The 17,727-nt window shown below is 71.6% G+C and carries 12 protein-coding genes; 6 read left to right on the top strand and 6 right to left on the bottom strand.

The genetic code is table 11. The annotated features are described in order from the left end of the window. Positions 1–23: 23 nt before the first annotated feature. Genes LQ757_RS17155 through mtrA form a run of 3 tightly spaced genes read right to left on the bottom strand, consistent with a single transcriptional unit; the run spans position 24 to position 4,151 of the window. Entirely contained in the window at positions 24–1,712 is a 1,689-nt protein-coding gene (locus tag LQ757_RS17155) for an LpqB family beta-propeller domain-containing protein (RefSeq protein WP_231048486.1), read from the bottom strand. Beyond that, positions 1,705–3,462: an MtrAB system histidine kinase MtrB gene (mtrB, locus tag LQ757_RS17160; protein WP_231048487.1), complete on the bottom strand. Its 1,758-nt coding sequence runs from the start codon at positions 3,460–3,462 to the stop codon at positions 1,705–1,707. Before mtrB ends, LQ757_RS17155 begins: the two co-directional genes overlap by 8 nt. A gap of 8 nt (positions 3,463–3,470) precedes the next feature. Further along, on the bottom strand, positions 3,471–4,151 hold the full coding sequence (gene mtrA, locus LQ757_RS17165; RefSeq protein WP_231048488.1) for an MtrAB system response regulator MtrA: 681 nt from the start codon (positions 4,149–4,151) through the stop codon (positions 3,471–3,473). Between the two features lie 180 nt (positions 4,152–4,331). Here mtrA and LQ757_RS17170 point away from each other — a divergent pair, with 180 nt between their 5' ends. From LQ757_RS17170 to LQ757_RS17190, 5 genes are read left to right on the top strand one after another with little or no spacing between them, the layout of a single operon-like run. Further along, positions 4,332–5,534, top strand: coding sequence for a hypothetical protein (locus LQ757_RS17170; RefSeq protein ID WP_231048489.1), 1,203 nt, complete (start codon positions 4,332–4,334; stop codon positions 5,532–5,534). Next, the gene (locus LQ757_RS17175; protein ID WP_231048490.1) at positions 5,531–6,202 is read left to right on the top strand and encodes a DUF4129 domain-containing protein; all 672 of its coding nucleotides are present in this window, start codon (positions 5,531–5,533) and stop codon (positions 6,200–6,202) included. The genes LQ757_RS17170 and LQ757_RS17175 overlap by 4 nt, the downstream gene beginning before the upstream one ends. Beyond that, a complete protein-coding gene (locus LQ757_RS17180; protein ID WP_231048491.1) occupies positions 6,199–7,485 on the top strand; it encodes a DUF4350 domain-containing protein in 1,287 nt (428 codons plus the stop codon). Before LQ757_RS17175 ends, LQ757_RS17180 begins: the two co-directional genes overlap by 4 nt. Next, the gene (locus tag LQ757_RS17185; RefSeq protein WP_231048492.1) at positions 7,482–8,540 is read left to right on the top strand and encodes an AAA family ATPase; all 1,059 of its coding nucleotides are present in this window, start codon (positions 7,482–7,484) and stop codon (positions 8,538–8,540) included. The genes LQ757_RS17180 and LQ757_RS17185 overlap by 4 nt, the downstream gene beginning before the upstream one ends. 17 nt (positions 8,541–8,557) lie before the next feature. After that, positions 8,558–9,895 (top strand): DUF58 domain-containing protein, encoded by a 1,338-nt coding sequence (locus tag LQ757_RS17190; protein WP_231048493.1) that lies wholly within the window; start codon positions 8,558–8,560, stop codon positions 9,893–9,895. 40 nt (positions 9,896–9,935) lie between these two features. Here LQ757_RS17190 and LQ757_RS17195 read toward each other — a convergent pair whose 3' ends face one another. Continuing rightward, positions 9,936–10,931, bottom strand: coding sequence for a stage II sporulation protein M (locus LQ757_RS17195; protein WP_231048494.1), 996 nt, complete (start codon positions 10,929–10,931; stop codon positions 9,936–9,938). A gap of 17 nt (positions 10,932–10,948) precedes the next feature. Between LQ757_RS17195 and LQ757_RS17200 the strand changes: the two genes are divergently transcribed. Next, positions 10,949–11,791, top strand: a complete 843-nt coding sequence (locus tag LQ757_RS17200; RefSeq protein WP_231048495.1) for an RDD family protein — start codon at positions 10,949–10,951, stop codon at positions 11,789–11,791. A 267-nt stretch (positions 11,792–12,058) separates the two neighbouring features. Here the strand turns inward: LQ757_RS17200 and ahcY are convergent, their stop codons facing one another. Next, a complete protein-coding gene (gene ahcY / locus LQ757_RS17205; RefSeq protein ID WP_231048496.1) occupies positions 12,059–13,540 on the bottom strand; it encodes an adenosylhomocysteinase in 1,482 nt (493 codons plus the stop codon). Positions 13,541–13,562: 22 nt separating this feature from the next. Continuing rightward, positions 13,563–17,513: a carboxypeptidase regulatory-like domain-containing protein gene (locus LQ757_RS17210; RefSeq protein ID WP_231048497.1), complete on the bottom strand. Its 3,951-nt coding sequence runs from the start codon at positions 17,511–17,513 to the stop codon at positions 13,563–13,565. Positions 17,514–17,727: the final 214 nt, after the last annotated feature.

The following is a 17,727-nucleotide window of genomic DNA, read 5'->3' on the forward strand; positions in this document are numbered from 1 at the left end:
GCGCGCCTGTCGAGGACGCGTGCTCAGTCGGGCTGCTGCGTCGCGGTGAACCGGATACCGGTTGCACGGATCTGCCATCCGACGCCGCTGCGCGCGACGAGATCGCCCGCCGACGTGAGCACCCGCAGGTCTCGCTCGCCGTTGCCGCCGACGACGGAGATGCCTTCGGCCGGGCCCTGCACCACCTCTGCGAATCCGCCGACGACCTGGATGATCACGCGGGTCTCGCCGCCGGGCAGTGCGGTGATCGAGGCGACCCGGCGGGCGTCGAGCCACGCCACGTCGCGCGGCGTGCCCGCAACGCTCGTCATTCGGAGTCCCACGGGTCCGAGTTGCGTGGGGAACCCGTCGCCATCGCGCTCGATCGAGGCAGCCACGAACTGCGTGCGCGCCCCGTCGCCGAGCAGCGCGATGACGCGCGTGCCGTCGCGCGAGACCTCGATCGCCGCGATCGAACTCCCCGCCCACGGCACCAGGATCTGGCGCTCGGTGCCGTCGGGGAGGAACGCGACGAGCTCGCCGGGCGCATCGGAAGGGACCGACCAGACCACGCCCTGCGGGTCGATGTCGGGCACGACGAGGCCCGGTCTCGGATCGAGCGGCGCGGCGTCCTCGTCGGCGCGCACGATCGCGACGCCGCCGGCCGACCGCACCGCGACGGCCTCGGCGCCGGGCCCGACGGAGGCGCCATCGGGGGCGAGCGCCTCGACCTGCGGCGAGACCCCCGAGATCTGCTCGATCGAGTCGCCCGACGTCGAGAGATGCCCGAAGCTCGTGCCGTCGAACACGACCGGGCGCGGGTCGACTCGCGGATTCACCTCGGGCTCGGGCGACAGCGCGGGCACGTTCTGCTCGGCGCCGTCGAGCGACAGCACGACATCGTCGACGTTGCGCACGCTGCCGACGAGGCTGGCGTCGAGCTGCTCCTGCATGCGCTGCACCGAGACGAGGTCGTCGAACGAGGCACCCGAGAGGCCGACGCTCGCGGTTCGGCCCGACACCGGCACCGAGTTCGGCTCGAGCTGCACCCCCTCGGGGAACGCCGAGACGACCCCGGGATCGAGCCAGTCGGCCGGTCCGGCCAGCAGGGCCCGCACGATGCTCGTCTGCACCGAGTCGCGACCCGCGAACCAGCGCAGATCGGGTACGAGGTAGCGGTACTCGGTGTCGTAGAAGTACAGCGCCTGCGGAAGGAACACCTCTTCGAATGTGAGCTCGTCGACGAGCAGGCCCTGCGGCGCCTCGGCGATGCGCCATTGCCCATCGACCTGCTCGAGCCGGTACGGCAGCGCGACCTCGGCGCTCGACTCGGGCAGGTCGTACTGCCCGTTCGACGTGAGCGAGGCCGCCGGCGTCACGTCGACGACCATCGTGGTCTCGCTCGTCAGCTCGTACGCGCGATCAGCGAGCACGTCGATCGTCGCGCGTTCGTCGGGTTGCCATACCCCGGCGAACGCGGGCGTGAGGTACTCTCGCGCCACCTGGTAGCGGCCGCGCGGGCTCGCCGCAGCCTCGATGAAGCCCTGCACGATCTGCTGCTGCGTGGCATCGGGTTGCGGGCCGCGCGCGAACGTGTCGAGTTCGAGCGATTCCTCGACCGGCTCGGGGTTGCCTGCCGTCACCGGACCGGAGCTCGGCAGCGACACGCAGGCGGTGAGCAGCGCGACCAGGATCAGGGCGAGGGATGCCGCAGCGCCGTGTCGTCTATGCATCGCGGGCCTCCTCGGGGGTTCGGGCCGACGGGAACGCCCCGGGCGGAGCATCCACCCCCTCCGGCGCTATCGCGCCGGACTCGTCGCCGTTCTGCATCGCACCGTTCTCGACCGTCGTGACCATGCCCGTGGGCGGCGGGCCCTCGGCGCCGGCATCGTCGGGCTCGAGCGGCAGCGGCGAGACGACGGCCGCAGCGTCGTCGGTGCGCGGCAGCGTGAGACGGAACACCGTGCCGGCGCCGGGCCGCGACCAAAGGTCGAGGGTGCCGCCGTGCGCGACGGCGTCTTCGAGGGAGATCGCGAGCCCGAGTCCGGTGCCGCCGATCGTGCGCGTCCGACTCGGATCGGCGCGCCAGAACCGGTCGAACACGCGAGCGCTCTCTTCTTGCGTCATGCCGAGTCCGTAGTCACGCACCGAGAGGGCGATCGCCGTGGCGTTGCTATCGACGGCGACGACGATGGGGCGACCCTCGCCGTGCTCGATCGCGTTGCCGAGCAGGTTCCGCACGATGCGGCGGATGCGGCGGGGATCGACCTCGGCGTCGAGATGCCCGCCGGGGGCGACGAGCCGAAGCTCGCTGCCGCGGCCCTGCGCGAGCTCGTGCATCGACTCGATCGCATCGCCCGCGAGGTGCACGAGGTTCGTCGGCTCGGTCGCGAGCTCGACGGATCCGGCGTCGTAGCGGCTGATCTCGAGCAGGTCTGCGAGGAGCAGCTCGAACCGGTCGGTCTGCGTGTGCAGCAGCTCGACGGTGCGCGAGGTCGGGCCGGGGAAGTCGTCGCGCTGGCCGTACAGCACGTCGCCCGCGAGCCGGATCGTCGTGAGCGGGGTGCGCAGCTCGTGCGAGACATCGGACACGAACCGCTGCTGCACGACCGAGAGCTCGGCGAGTTCCCGGATGCGTGCCTGAAGGCTGTCTGCCATGCCGTTGAACGACGCGGCGAGGATGGCGAGCTCGTCTTCGCCGCGCGAGGGCATGCGCACGCCGAGATCGCCCGCGGCGAGCCGGCGGCTCGTCGCGGCCGCGGTGCGGATCGGCTCGATCACCCACCGCACCACGAGGAAGATGATCGCGGTGAGCAGGGCGAGCAGGGCGATCGCGCCGACGATGCCGACGGCCTGCATGAAGGCGAGCGAGTCCTGCGCTGCCGCGAAATTGTAGCCGATGTAGAGCTCGTACCGGCCGGCCCCGGGGGGCGCCTCGAGGTCGCTGCCGACGACGACGCCGGGGTCGGTGCCGCCGTCGGGATTCGCGAGCCCGACCGACTGCCAGAACTGCCCGCCCGGGTTGGCCTGCACCCGCTCGCGCAGCTCGGGTGTGATCACGTTGCTGAGCTCCGCGTCGCCGCGGTCGGGCGGGGCGATGCTGCTCGACTCCTGGTCGGGCACCCGGAAGTACCTGATCGCGTTGCTCCCCGAGACCGCCTGCACGGTGCGCACGGTCGAGCTCATGAGGCTCTGCAGCGACGCGCGGTCGGCGGCATCGGACGAGCTGAGAATGCGCTGCGCCGCGATCGTCGCGTTGTTCGACGCGTCGAGCACCCGGTCGCGCTGCTGCTCGAAGATGTTCGACGCCACGCTGAACGAGATGTACGCGCCGATGACGAGGATCGCGAGCGACGAGAGGGCGAGCGTGATGATGACGGTGCGGAACTGCAGCGAGCGCCGCCAGAGCGCGGCGAGGCGCCGCGGCTCCTCCCGCCACCACCCGGGCTGGAACCGCCCCGGAGCCTCGGCCGCCGTCGTCATGCGCCGCCTCAGGTCGTCGCGCCGGCGCGGTAGCCGACGCCGCGCACCGTCATCACGATGCGGGGGTTGTCGGGGTCGTGCTCGACCTTCGCGCGCAGGCGCTGCACGTGCACGTTCACGAGCCGCGTGTCGGCCTTGTAGTGGTAGCCCCAGACCTGCTCGAGCAGCATCTCGCGGGTGAACACCTGCTGGGGCTTCGACGCGAGCGTGAGCAGCAGGTCGAACTCGAGGGGCGTGAGATTGATACGGGTCTCGCCGCGACGCACCTCATGACCGGCGGCGTCGATGACGAGGTCGCCGATGCCCAGCGTCGCCGCGACGGGGTCGGGTGACGGGCGCAGACGGGTGCGGATGCGCGCGACGAGCTCTTTGGGGTTGAACGGCTTGACCATGTAGTCGTCGGCACCCGACTCGAGGCCGCGCACGACATCGGCGGTGTCGGACTTGGCGGTCAGCATGATGATAGGTGTGCCGGACTCGGCGCGGATGCGGCCGCAGACCTCGATGCCGTCGACGCCCGGCAGCATGAGGTCGAGCAGCACGAGGTCGGGCTTCGACTCGCGGAACGCGGCGAGCGCGCCTGCGCCGTCGGCGCAGAACACGGGTTCGAAACCCTCGGTGCGCAGCACGATGCCGATCATCTCGGCGAGAGCGGTGTCGTCATCGACGACGAGTACGCGTGGAGGCATCTGTTCATCTCTGTCGGTCGCCGCGGAGAGCGGGGCAGAATCCAGTGCGTCAACACTAGCCGTTCACACCGTCAGACGGCCGGATGTCCCGTGGACGGGCGCCATGCGACGCGACGGCCTCCGCAGCGGTCGGTCGAATGTGAAAGCATGGGGAAACCCCGCCGGAAGGAGCGCGTACAGGTGTCGGATCACGACTGGCAGGCGCCCGGCGGCGCACCCTCGCGCGGCCCGGCTCCGAGCGCAGGTTCGCCCTCGGGCGCGCCCGCTCCCGGGTATGCGTCGCAGCCCGGCGGCGGGTCATCCGATTCGCCCTACGGCGCACCGCCGCCGCCCCTTCCGGGGACATCGGGCGGGTGGGCGCCGCCGCCCAAGCCGGGGCTGCTTCCGCTGCGGCCGCTGGGCTTCGGCACGCTGCTGTGGGCACCGTTCACCGCGCTTCGGCGCAACCCTGCGGCGACCTTCGGCAGCGGCCTCGTGGTGCAGCTGATCTCGGCGATCGCGACGATCGCCGTCATCGTGCCGTTCGCCGTCTTCACGTTCTCGCGCATCGAGAGCGCTGCCGCCGAAGACCTCGACGCCCTGCTGGCGGGCAGCGTCGGCGGCCTGCTGCTCGTCATGCTCGTGCCGATCGCGGTCTCGATCGTCGCGGCGGCGTTCCTGCAGGGCGTCATGGTGGTCGAGGTCGCAACCGGCACGCTCGGCGAACGGCTCGGGTTCGGGGCGCTGTGGCGCAGGGCCGCGAAGCGCATCGGGCCGTTGCTGGGGTGGACCGCGATCGTCACCCTCGCCGTGCTCCTCGTCATCGCGGCGTTCGTCGCCGTCATCGTCGTCGGGGCGCTCACCTCGCCCGCGGCACTGGTCGTCGCGATCGTCGCGACGCTGCTCGCGGGCCTCGGCGTCGCCGTGCTCGCCGCGTGGCTCGGCACCAAGCTCTCGATCGTGCCGAGCATCATCGTGCTCGAGCGTGCGGGCATCCGCGCCGCGGTGCGTCGGTCGTGGCTGCTCACGAACGACTACTTCTGGCGAACGCTGGGCACCCTGCTGCTCGTCGCGCTCATCCTGAACTTCGCGTCCCAGGTCGTCGTGCAGCCGATCTCGTTCATCGGCAGCATCCTCGCCGTCCTCATCGACCCCAACGGCACGGGCGCAGGGCTCACCGTCACGATCATCACGACGGTCGTGACGCTCATCCTCTCGCTCGTGATCGGGGCGATCACGGCGGTGGTGCAGGCGGCGCTCGTCGCAATCATCTACGTCGACCTGCGCATGCGACACGAGGGCCTCGACCTCGAGCTCGCGCGCACGGTCGAGTTGCGCGACACGGGCCACCCCGTCGGCGATCCGTTCGCCCCGCCCGCGACCGCAGGGGCGCCCGCGACGTGATCCCCACCTCGACGGCGGCGACCCCGCTCGTTCCCGACGCCGATGAGGCGCGCCGATGGCTCACCGACGAGCTCTCCAAGCCCGAATACCAGGCCGCGCAGCCCACGGCGTTCGACCTCGCGATGCAGGCCGTGCGCGACTGGTTCGCCGAGCTCCTGGCCGGCGCGACCGGTGTGCCCGGGCCCGTGCTCACCCTCATCGTCGTGGTGGTCGTCGCGGCGCTCGTCGTGGTCGCGTTCCTCGTGTTCGGGCTCCCCCGGCTGCGGCGTGCGCGCACCGCGGCGGTGCCGCTGTTCGACGAGGGCGACCTGCGCGATCTCGCCGCGTTGCGTCGCGCCGCGACTGCGGCCGCGGCCGCGGGCGATTGGCCGCTCGCGATCGAGGAGCGGTTCCGGGCGATCGTGCGCGGACTGGTCGATCGCGACCTCGTGCACGTGCACCCCGGCACGACGGCAGGCGCGTTCGCGGATGCCGCGACCCGCGCACTTCCCGAGGATGAGATCGGGATCCGCGCGGCGGCCGCCGGGTTCGAGGGAGTCCGCTACCTCGGGCACCCCGGCGACGCGGCCGAGTACGAGCGGATCACGGCGCTCGAGACACGACTCGCGGCTGCCCGCCCAGCCGAGGCTCCGGCATCGGCCGACGCATCTCTCGAGGCCGTGCGATGAGCGGTGCATCTACTCCGACCGGGGTGGCCGTCGGCACGCCCGACCACGGCCCGGCCGACGCCGCCGTGGCACTCACGCCGACCGTGCGGTCGAGCGTGCGCCGACGCCGCATCTGGATCGGCTTCGCCGCACTGCTCGTGCTCGGTGCGATCGTGATCTTCGTCGTGCAGGGCGCCGTCAGCGGCGGCGGCCCCCGGCTCGGAGCCGACAATCCGGGGCCGACGGGGGCGAAGGCGCTCGTGCAGGTGCTCGCCGATCACGGCGTCACCGTCACCGACGCCCGCTCGTACGACGCGGCACTCGAGGGCGCCCATGAGGGTGCGACCGTCGTGCTCTACGACGAGTACGGTCTGCTCGGCGACGATCGGCTCGCACGGCTCGCCATGTTCGCGCAGCGGCTCGTGGTCGTCGAGCCGGGGTTCGGCGCGCTCGAGGTCATCGCGCCCGGCGTGCGGCTCGCCGGCGCGGCGACCGGCCCGCTCGACGATGTCGCGTGCGATGTGCCGACCGCCCAGCGCGCCGGTTCGCTCTCAGACGGGCAGCGCCTTCTGACGGTCGACGACGACGCGCTCGACGCCGGCTGGGTCGGGTGCTTCCGCGACGCGGACTTCGGCCATGCGGTCGTGTTCGGCGAGACCGACGGCGGGTCCGAGATCGCCCTCGTCGCCGCGGCGACCCCGTTCGAGAACGGCCGCATCGCCGAGCACGGCAACGCCGCCCTCGCCATCGGCCTCGCCGGCGCCTCCGACGACCTCGTCTGGTACCTCCCCGGTCCCGGCGACGCCGACGCCGAGGCTGCGCCGACCCTCGGTGACCTGACGCCCGGCTGGGTCAGCCCGATGCTCGTGCTCGCGATCATCGTCGTCATCGCCGCGGGCGTGTGGCAGGGTCGTCGCTTCGGCCCGCTCGTCGCCGAGAACCTCCCCGTGCACATCCCCGCCCGCGAGACGAGCGAGGGGCGCGCCCGCCTCTACGCGCGCAACACCGCGCGCACCCATGCGCTCGACCAGCTCCGCATCGGCGCCATCCAGCGCATCGCCTCGGTGCTCCGGCTGCCCCGCACGGCGCACGTCGACGAAGTCTCGGCCGCCGCAGCCGCCGCGACCGGCCGTGAAGCGGGCGCGGTGCACCGACTTCTCGCCGACGACGCGCCCACCGGCGATCGCGACCTCGTGCGGCTCGCCGCCGACCTCACCACGCTCGAAGACCAGGTGCGGGCGACGCTCGCGCCCGCGACATCCCACCCCGAAGCCGGGGACGACTCCGCAGGAAGGCGACCATGACCGACCCGATCGCAACCGATCCGACGACCCCGCAGGACTCTGCCGGCGCGCCGGGCGCACCGGCGGACACCGCCGCCGCCGCCGCGCCCGCCTCCGCCCACCCCGACGACGAGCTGCGTGCCGCCCTGAACCGCGTGCGCACCGAGGTCGGCAAGGCGGTCGTCGGTCAGGACGGCGCGGTCACCGGGCTCATCATCGCGCTGCTGACCCGTGGGCACGTGCTGCTCGAGGGCGTCCCGGGTGTCGCCAAGACCCTGCTGGTGCGCACGCTCAGCCGCACCCTGCGCCTCGACACGCGGCGCGTGCAGTTCACACCCGACCTCATGCCGGGCGACGTCACGGGCTCGCTCGCGTACGACCCGCGCTCGGGTGAGTTCGCGTTCCGCGAGGGTCCCGTGTTCACCAACATCCTGCTCGCCGACGAGATCAACCGCACCCCGCCGAAGACCCAGTCGGCACTGCTCGAGGCCATGGAGGAGCGCCAGGTCTCGGCCGACGGCGTCACCCGGCCGCTGCCCGACCCGTTCATGGTGGCAGCGACGCAGAACCCCATCGAGTACGAGGGCACGTATGCGCTGCCCGAGGCGCAGCTCGACCGGTTCCTGCTCAAGCTCGTGCTCGACATCCCCGAGCGCGATTCCGAGCTGTCGCTGCTGCGCCGTCACGCCGACGGATTCGACCCGCACGACCTCGCCGCGGCGGGCGTCGAACCCGTGCTCGGCGCGGCCGAGCTCGCGGCTGCGCGCGCCGCGGCGGCGGCCGTGCGCGTCGAGGACGATGTGCTCGGCTACCTCGTCGACCTCGCCCGCGCCACCCGACGCAGCCCGTCGATGCGACTCGGCGTGAGCCCGCGCGGCACCACCGGACTGCTCGCCGCATCGAAGGCGTGGGCGTGGCTCACGGGCTACGAGTCCCTCACCCCCGACCACGTGCAGGCGATGCTGCTGCCCGTGTGGCGGCACCGGGTGCAGCTTCGACCCGAGGCCGAGCTCGAGGGCGTGTCGGTCGACGCGGTGCTGCGTTCGATCGTGCAACAGGTGCAGGTCCCCCTCTGAGATGGCGCTGATCTGAGATGGCACCGACCGGTCGGTTCGCGCTCGTCCTCGCGCTCGGGGTCGTCCCCGTGGTGGTCGCGGGGCTCGCCGGCGTGCCCGAGGCCTGGCTCGCGCTCGTCGGGTGGTTGTTCCTCGTCATCGGGGCGGCGGCGATCGACCTGTCGCTCGCCGCGTCGCCGCGGCGCGTGGCGTTGACCCGCGAACTCCCCGATCGCGTGCGGCTCGGTGAGCCCGTCACATCGGTGCTCACGGTGCAGAACCTGGGGTCGCGCACGCTTCGGGCGACCGTGCGCGATGCATGGGAGCCGTCGGCCGGCGTCGTCGGGTCCAACCGCACCGCCCTGACCATCCCGCCCGCCGAACGACGGCGCCTCGTGCTCGAGCTGCTGCCGCAGCGGCGCGGCGACCGCCGCACCTCGCAGGTGACGATCCGATCCGCGGGGCCGCTGCGGCTCTGGTCACGGCAGGCGACCCTCGCCGCGCCCGGCCGCGTGCGCGTTCTTCCGCCGTTCCACTCGCGGGCGCACCTGCCCTCGCGGCTCACGAGGCTTCGCGAGCTCGACGGCCGCACCCCGCTGCTCATCCGCGGCCAGGGCACCGAGTTCGACTCCATCCGCGAATACGTGCGCGGCGACGACGTACGCTCGATCGACTGGCGTGCGACCGCACGTCACGCCGACCCCGAGGTGCCGGGCAGCATGCGGCTCATGGTGCGAACCTGGCGCCCCGAACGCGATCGCCGCATCGTGATCGTCGCCGACACGTCGCGCACCGCTGCCGCCCGAATCGCCGACGAGCCACGGCTCGACACGGCCTACGAGGCATCGCTGCTGCTGGCGGCGCTCGCCACGCACGCGGGCGACCGGGTCGACTTCCTCGCCACCGACCGGCGCCTGCGCGGCCGGGTGCACGGCGCCACCGGTCCCGAGCTGCTGGCCCGCATGGTCGACACCATGGCCGGCATCGACGCGGAGCTCGTCGAGGCCGACTGGGCGATCGTGCCCGGCCAGGTGCGCCGTGTGACCAGCAGGCACGCCCTCGTGGTGCTGCTCACCGCTGCCGACTCCCCCGGCAGCGCGCGGGGGCTGCTCTCGGTGCTGCCACAGCTCACCGCGCGGCATACCGTGGTGGTGGCATCCGTCGCCGACCCGGCCCTCATCGACGCGAGCCGCGCTCGCGGCGACCTCGACGAGGTCTATCGCGCCGCCGCGGCCGAGCGCGGTCTCAACGACGCCGAGCGCGTCGGTGCGGCGATCCGCCGACTCGGCGCCCTCACCGTGGCCGCCGCGCCGCACGAGCTGCCACCGGCGCTTGCCGACCGCTACCTCGAGTTGAAGGCCTCGGGCAAGCTCTGAGCCCTGCCGGCCGACGTCCTTGCCCGTCGGCGGGTGCCGCTCAGCCGGCGACGACGCGCGTCGCGCCAGCGTCGAACTCGACGAGGTCGCCCGTCTCGCCGGCGCGCCGCGCACGACCGCCGAGCACGAGCATGTACGCGAGGAACCCTGCGAGCGCGAGTGCGCCGATGCCGATCTTCACCGGCCACGGCCACGGTGCCGGCGTCACGAAGCCCTCGATGAGGCCGGCGATGAAGAGGAAGAACACGAGCCCGATCGCGACCGTGAACAGCGACCGGGCGTCTTCGGCGAGTGCGATGCCGCGCGGGCGCGGCCCCGGCGCCACCCAGGCCCAGAAGATGCGCAGGCCCGCGGCCGCGGCGACGAACACGCACGTGAGTTCGAGCAGGCCGTGCGGGGCGATGTAGAGGAAGAACGTGTCGGCCTCGTCGTAGGCGAACATGACGGCGGCGGTCATGCCGAGGTTCTGCGCGTTCTGCAGGATGACGTACGGCACCCACACGCCGAGCACGCCGAAGGCGATGCACTGCGCTGCGATCCACGCGTTGTTGGTCCACACGGCCCCCGCGAACGACGCCGCAGGGTTCTCGGAGTAGTACGCGACGAAGCCCTCTTCGGCGAGCTGCTCGAGCTCGCCCGGACTGCCGAGCGCGGCGATGGCACGCGGATCGCCGGTGATCCACCAGGCGTAGAGGCCGGCGATCACGAACGTCGCGACGGCCACCGCGAGGGTGAGCCACCGCAGCCGGTACAGAGCCGCGGGCAGGCTCGCGCCGGCGAACCGCGAGAGCTGGCGCAGCGGATTCTCGGGCGCACCCGTGAACTTCAGGCGTGCGCGCGCGAGCGAGATCGAGAGGCGGTCGCCGAGCGCCGTCGAGCCGGCGGTCGACTTCACGAGAGACAGGTCGGATGCCCCGGCCTGGTACCGATCGATGAGCTCGTCGGTCTCGGGCCCGTCGAGGCGACGCTGTCGTGCGAGCGCGTCGAGGCGCTGCCAATCGTCGTGGCGGGCGGCGGCGAGAGCGTCGAGGTCCATCTGCTTGAATACTACCCATGGCCGAATCGACCGCCGCCTTCGTCAGAGTCGCCCGGTTCGACGACGACGGCGTGCTCACGGGCGAGGCCGTCTCACTCGACGTGCGCCCCGCGAGCGCGCTCATCCGCGGCGGCGGCACCGCGATCGACGTGCTCGTGAGCATCGCGCTCTTCCTCGGCCTGCTGTGGGCGGTCTCGGGCCTCGGCGTCGACGAGGCGGCGTTCCGCGCGATCCTCATCGCGGGCGTCGTCACGGTCATCGTGCTCGTACCCACCACGGTCGAGACGGCGACCCGCGGCCGCTCGCTCGGCAAGCTCGCCCTCGGACTGCGCGTCGTACGGGACGACGGCGGTGCGATCGGCTTCCGGCACGCGCTCATCCGAGCCCTCACCGGCGTCATCGAGATCTACCTGACCTTCGGCGGCCTCGCCGTGCTCGTCGGGTTCCTGAACCCCTCGTCGAAGCGGCTCGGCGACCTGCTCGCGGGCACGCACGCCCAGGTCGAACGGGTGCCGGTGCCGCCGTCGACCGCGTTCGGGGTGCCCGTCGAACTCACGGGATGGGCAACCATCGCCGACGTCGCGCGGCTCCCCGATCCCCTCGCCCGGCGAGTCGCCGCGTTCTTCACGAACGCCGATCACCTCGTGTCCGAGAGTCGGCTGCGGCTCGCGACATCCCTCGCCGCAGAGGTCGCGCCTTTCGTCTCACCGGTTCCGGATGTCCCGGCCGAGCGATTCCTCGCCGGTGTCGCCGCGCTGCGGCGCGAACGCGACCTCGCCGCACTCGGCCTCGAGTCGGCCCGCATGGCCGCGCTCGGCCCGGTGCTCACCTCGACGCCGGCAGGGTTCCCCGAGCGCTAACGCGCCCCCGGCCGCTTCCCCGTGCCAGGAGCGAGGCGTGCGACATCCGCGACACCCGTCGACGCCCGTCGACACCCGTCCACGCCCGTCCACGCCCGTCCGTCATCGTCTCGAAAACAGGAACGCGGGCGCTCGACCTCGGCGTGTCTTCCTGTTCTCGAGGCCGCTGCGGCGTGTCTTCCTGTTTTCGGGACGGAACGGGTGGGACGGGGGGCGGGTGGGTGCGGCGGGACGGGGTGGGGCGGGGGCGCGCGCGACCGGCCCGGCTCAGTAGCGGTAGTGGTCGACCTTGTAGGGGCCCTCGACCGGCACGCCGATGTAGGCGGCCTGCTCGGGGCTCAGCTCGGTGAGCGTCACGCCGAGCGAGTCGAGGTGCAGGCGCGCGACCTTCTCGTCGAGGTGCTTGGGCAGCACGTAGACGCCGACGGGGTACGCGTCAGGGCGCGTCCACAGCTCGATCTGGGCGAGTACCTGGTTGGTGAACGAGTTCGACATGACGAACGACGGATGTCCCGTCGCGTTGCCGAGGTTCATGAGGCGGCCTTCGCTCAGCACGAGGATCGAGCGGCCCGTGGGCAGGCGCCACTCGTGCACCTGGGGCTTGATCTCGACCTTCTCGGCGCCCTCGAGCGACTCGAGCGCGGCCATGTCGATCTCGTTGTCGAAGTGGCCGACGTTCGCGACGATCGCGAGGTGCTTCATGGCGAGCATGTGCTCGCGGCGGATCACGTCTTTGTTGCCCGTGCAGGTGACGAAGATGTCGACGTCTCCGACGACGTCTTCGACACGGGCGACCTGGTACCCGTCCATGGCGGCCTGCAGCGCGCAGATCGGATCGACCTCGCTCACGATGACGCGGGCGCCCTGGCCGCGCAGCGCCTCGGCGGCACCCTTGCCGACGTCGCCGTAGCCGACGACGAACGCGACCTTGCCGCCCATGAGCACGTCGGTGGCGCGGTTGAGGCCGTCGGGCAGCGAGTGCCGGATGCCGTACTTGTTGTCGAACTTCGACTTCGTGACCGAGTCGTTGACGTTGATCGCCGGGAACAGCAGTTCGCCCTCGGCGTGCAGCTCGTAGAGGCGGTGCACGCCCGTGGTGGTCTCTTCGGTGACGCCCTTCAGCTCTTCGGCGATGCGCGTCCACCGGTCGGGCGAGATCTCGAGCGAGCGGCGCAGGGTGTCGAGCACGACGCGGTATTCGGCACTCGCGTCACCGGAGGCCTCGGGCACGACGCCCGCGGCCTCGAACTCGCGGCCCCGGTGCACGAGGAGCGTGGCGTCGCCGCCGTCGTCGAGGATCATGTTCGGGCCGATCCAGTCGGCGCCCGCCTCGGCCGCTTCGGCGGTCCAGTCGAAGATGCGGTCGGTGCACCACCAGTACTCGTCGAGCGTCTCGCCCTTCCATGCGAAGACGGGCACGCCGGCGGGTGCGTCGACCGTGCCGCTCGGCCCGACCACGACGGCGGCCGCGGCCTCGTCTTGCGTCGAGAAGATGTTGCAGCTCGCCCACCGCACCTGGGCGCCGAGCGCGACGAGCGTCTCGATGAGCACGGCCGTCTGCACGGTCATGTGCAGGCTGCCCGCGATGCGGGCGCCCGCGAGCGGCTGCGCCTCACCGAACTCCTCACGCAGTGCCATGAGGCCGGGCATCTCGTTCTCGGCGAGCCGGAGTTGGTGCCGGCCCGCCTCGGCGAGCGAGAGGTCGGCGACCTTGAACGGGAGGGCGGTGGTGGCGGGCAGCGTGCTCATGCCGTCCATTCTCGCAGGGTCGTCACCCTGCGGCCGTCGGCGCTGCGATGAGGAGCACCGGGAGCGTCGGGACGGAAGTGCGAAGCTCCACTTCGACCCCTCGCCGGAGCGTCGTGACCTGCACCTGAATCCGGGCGCCGGCCTGCACCTCGGTGAGTCGAAGCGTCCTCCTCGTCGCACCGGTGATCGGAACGCCATCGGCGAGCCATTGGTAGGCGAAGGCCGTTCCCCGCGGCTTCTCTCCGGAGTCGACGGTGAGCTTGGCGCCGACGAGTGGAACGCCCAAGATCTGCGGCAGGCTCGGATCGGACGTCGCAGCCTCGACCATCTCCGATTGGGGAGACGTCAGCGTCGACGGAAGGTATCCGACGGCGGACGCGGTCACGCGAATCGAGATCCGCTTGCCCAGTTGGTCTGCGGTGAGCACCAACTCGGCACCGACAGCGCCGGTGATCACCTCGTCATCGGCGAGCCATTCGTAGCCGATCGCTGCGCCATCGGTCGTCGACGACGCGATCGCCGTCAGCGTCTCGCCCACGCGGGCCGTGCCCGACAGCTGCGGGGCGGCCTGCTCGACCGTCACCGTTCCCTCCCTGTTCAGCGCAGCGTCGACGTGCGACGTCTCCTCGCCTGCGGCGACGGTCACGACGGCCGCGGAAGCGGCCGAGCCTGCGTCGCGCCACCACTCGGGCAGGTAGCCCGGCATACGCTCGGTCGAGGGCTCGAACCTCACTTTGTAGTCGCCTGCTGCCAGCCCGGTGATCGCGTAGCTCCCCTGGATGTCGGCCCGCACCTCATCGAGGTAGGCGCCGTCGAGCGAGGAGACCTCGACGGTGGCGAAGGAGGCTCCGAGCCCTTCGGCGTCGACGACCCGTCCGCTGAGCGTGCCGCCGCGCGTGAGCTCGGCATCGATGCCGGTGATCGATTCGGTACCGGGAACGACCGGGGTCGCCGTTCCGGGCGACGATGCGTCGTTCCACCATTCCATGCCGAGGTCGTTCCACGGGTTGCCGAACCGGACGGTGTACGGGACATCCTTCTGCAGGCCCCAGATGCGATAGCGGCCGTCTGCGCCCGACTCCGCCGAACCGCCGAACCGGGAGCCTTCGGCGGCGGTGACCCAGACCCCTCCGATCGCCTCGGGTCCAGCTCCGAGGTCGGCAGTGATCCTGCCCTCGATCACGCCGCCGGTCTCGAGATCCGCATCGAGCTCGAGTGGGCCCGATTGTCCGGGAGCGACCGTCACCTGCTGAACGCGGGCGGCTGCTCCGAGGTCGACCGTGGTCCGGAACGAGACGCGGTACGTGCCCGGGCGCAGCGGGAGCTCGTACGTCCCGTTCGCATCGGTGCAGATGGTGTCGCGGATCGGCCCGTCGACGCCCACACAGCCCTCGACAGGCTGGCCGAGGTAGGTGAGCGTGCCGGTGAGTCGCACGTCGTGCTCGAGCCGGATGTCGCGGGTCACTCCGGCGACTCCTGCGGCGATCTCGACGACCACCGGTCCGTGCGTGCTCGCCGCGGGGGCGTCGGAGGTCAGCGAGTAGCGACCCGGCTCCAGGCCCGTGATCCGATATCGGCCGAACTCGTCGGTGATGGTGTAAAAGTCGTTCCCCGCGGCATCGTCGGGTCGGCTCAGCACCGACGCCCCGGGGAGCGGCTCACCGTCGGGCCCGGTCACGATCCCACTGAGCACGGTGTCGAGCGAAAGGGTCGCGTCGGCTCGTGCCTCGCCGCCGATCGGCACGGTCAGCGTCGGGGCGTCGGCGAAGTCCGCGGCCCCGCCCCACCACGTGTCGCGGATCGCTCCGACGAAGCGCACCTTGACATCGCCTGCAGGCACATCGAACAGGGTGTACTCGCTCCCATCGTGTGTAGTGCCGGCCGCGAGTACCTCACCCGTGACGGGATCGACCGCCTCGAGGCGGATGTCGCCGGTGAACGTGTCGTCGACCTGGATCGTTGCTCCGATCCAGCCGAGACCCGGCAGCGTGAAGTCGCGCGTGACCGTTTCGGTCGAGCCGACGTCGAAGTACCTCGCCGTGTCGCGCACCGAGCCGTCCCACCACCACGAGTTCGTCGACCACGCGGACTCCGCGAAACGGACCGCGTACTTCCCGGCATCGAGCCGATCGAATCGGAAGCCGCCGTCGGCGTCGGCGACCGTGCTGCGCAGCAGCCCGCGCTCGGTGTAGAGCTCGACCACAGCGTCCGGCGCGGCCACTGCGCCCTCCCTCGTCATGACCGAGACGATGCCGGAGATCCCACCCGAGGAACCGGCTGGGGCCGCGACATCTCGCACCGTCTCGCTCGACGCCGCGACCGAGAACACCTCGGCGCCCGCTCGAACGGGCGAGCCGCCCGACCAGGTGGTGCTGATGCCCGGGCCCGACACCTCGAGCAGGTAGCGCCCGGCATCGACCGGCGCGATCGTGTAGCGACCCTCACCATCGGTGGTCGCGGTGCCGGCGGTCGCGCCGCCGAACGAGTGCAAGGTCACGGTCGCGCCGGGGACGCCCTCGTCGGACCCGGCGACCGAGATGAGCCCACTCACGCTCGCGGCTCGCTGCGGGGTGTAGTCGAGTGAGGCGGTCTCGCCGTCGGACACTTGGACGGTCGCGGGGCCGCCGAAGTACGGGGTACCGGCCGGCATCGTGAACCAGACGTCGTACGAGCCTCGAGGCAGACCGAGCACCTCGTACCGTCCGTCGATGTCGGTGGTCGCCCACCCCCACCCGGGCCCGCTGACCGAGACCTCGACGCCGGCGATCGGCTGGCCGTCGGCGGCGACGACGCCGGAGATCGATCCCGCCCGAGCGAGCTCGGCATCGATGCCGCTCACGGTTTCGCCGGCGCCCACGACGACGGGCACGGCGTCGAATTGATTCGGCACGTCGTCCCAGTATTCGCGGAGGTACCCGGACGCTGGCCCGGGTTCGAACTCGTCGGGCTGGAATGAGACGGTGTAGCTGTCGGCGGGGAGACCCAGGATCTCGTAGCGTCCGTCGGCGTCGGAGACATCCGAACCCCAGGTGCCCGACCCCATCGCGCTGACCGTGACCCCGGCGAGCGGCAGATCGTCCGCGCCGGTCACGGCACCACTGATCCCGCCGCCGACCGACAGTTCGGCGAGCATGCCCGAGACGGTTTCGCCGGCGATCACCGTGAAGGTGTCGGCCGAGTACTGGTCGGACTTGTCGTTCCACCACTCGCCCGAATAGGCGGATTCCCACGGCGGGCTGAAGTGCAACGTGTACGTGCCTTCCGGCAGGCCACTGATCCTGAACGCCCCGTCCTCACCGGTCCAGGCGTTGCCCCGGTACTCGGCGGATCCATCGACGTACTCGTATGCCGTGACGCTGGCGTACGGCAGCGGTACGCCATCGACCCCGGAGACACCGCCCTCGATGACGCCGGCGAGCGCGAGGGTCGCGTCCATGCCCGAGAACGTGCCGCCTTCACCGACCTCGAACGAATCCGCAGACGATTGCGTCGGCCGGTCGTCCCACCACTCGGCGACGATCGACTCGTCGGACGACGGCGCGAACTCGAGCGTGTACGTGCCGGGCTCGAGTGATTCGATCGTGTACTCACCGGTGTCGGTCGTCATCGCACCGGCTGAGTACTCGAAGTAGTCGCCGTTGTGCCGATAGGCGTTCACGTTCACGCCGACCGCGGGCGCACCGTCGGCGACGGTCACCGTGCCATCGATCGATGCGTTCACGGCGGGCTCAGGCTCGGCGGGCTCGGTCTCTGCGGGCTCGGTCTGGAGGGGTTCGTCAGCTGGTTGGTCGACCGGCTCCTCCGCCGGCACGCTCGGGGGCTCTGTCGGTTCGACGGTCGGCGCAGCAGACGGCGGCACTGATTCGGCGAGCGCAGGGGACGCACCGCTCAGCGCGAGACCGGATGCGAGCGCGGCGATGAGGGCGAGGCGCGAAGCTCCACCGAGGGCAGACAGGATCGATCGAGGACGCACGTGGTCTCCGGCTGTAGGGTTCGGGTCGGGGAACCGTGTGCGCGGCGACGCTGTCGCACAGCCGGACCGTGTTCGGATGTCGAGACTACCCACACATTCGGCAAGAAACCTTCCCCCCTTTCGGGGGGCACGTGCGAGTCGCTCGGGGAACCCCGGTCAGGTCGAGCCGGGATGCGGCAGACGGGACGTCGGAGCGCTCGAGTCGACCGGTTTC

It is taken from the genome of Agromyces cavernae (assembly GCF_021044935.1).
GTDB classification, from domain to species: domain Bacteria; phylum Actinomycetota; class Actinomycetes; order Actinomycetales; family Microbacteriaceae; genus Agromyces; species Agromyces cavernae.

Coding starts and splice junctions, on each gene's coding strand:
- LQ757_RS17155 (WP_231048486.1), bottom strand. CDS start 1,712: ATGCATAGACGACACGGCGCTGCGGCATCCCTCGCCCTGATCCTGGTC.
- mtrB (WP_231048487.1), bottom strand. CDS start 3,462: ATGACGACGGCGGCCGAGGCTCCGGGGCGGTTCCAGCCCGGGTGGTGG.
- mtrA (WP_231048488.1), bottom strand. CDS start 4,151: ATGCCTCCACGCGTACTCGTCGTCGATGACGACACCGCTCTCGCCGAG.
- LQ757_RS17180 (WP_231048491.1), top strand. CDS start 6,199: ATGAGCGGTGCATCTACTCCGACCGGGGTGGCCGTCGGCACGCCCGAC.
- LQ757_RS17185 (WP_231048492.1), top strand. CDS start 7,482: ATGACCGACCCGATCGCAACCGATCCGACGACCCCGCAGGACTCTGCC.
- LQ757_RS17190 (WP_231048493.1), top strand. CDS start 8,558: ATGGCACCGACCGGTCGGTTCGCGCTCGTCCTCGCGCTCGGGGTCGTC.
- LQ757_RS17195 (WP_231048494.1), bottom strand. CDS start 10,931: ATGGACCTCGACGCTCTCGCCGCCGCCCGCCACGACGATTGGCAGCGC.
- LQ757_RS17200 (WP_231048495.1), top strand. CDS start 10,949: ATGGCCGAATCGACCGCCGCCTTCGTCAGAGTCGCCCGGTTCGACGAC.
- ahcY (WP_231048496.1), bottom strand. CDS start 13,540: ATGAGCACGCTGCCCGCCACCACCGCCCTCCCGTTCAAGGTCGCCGAC.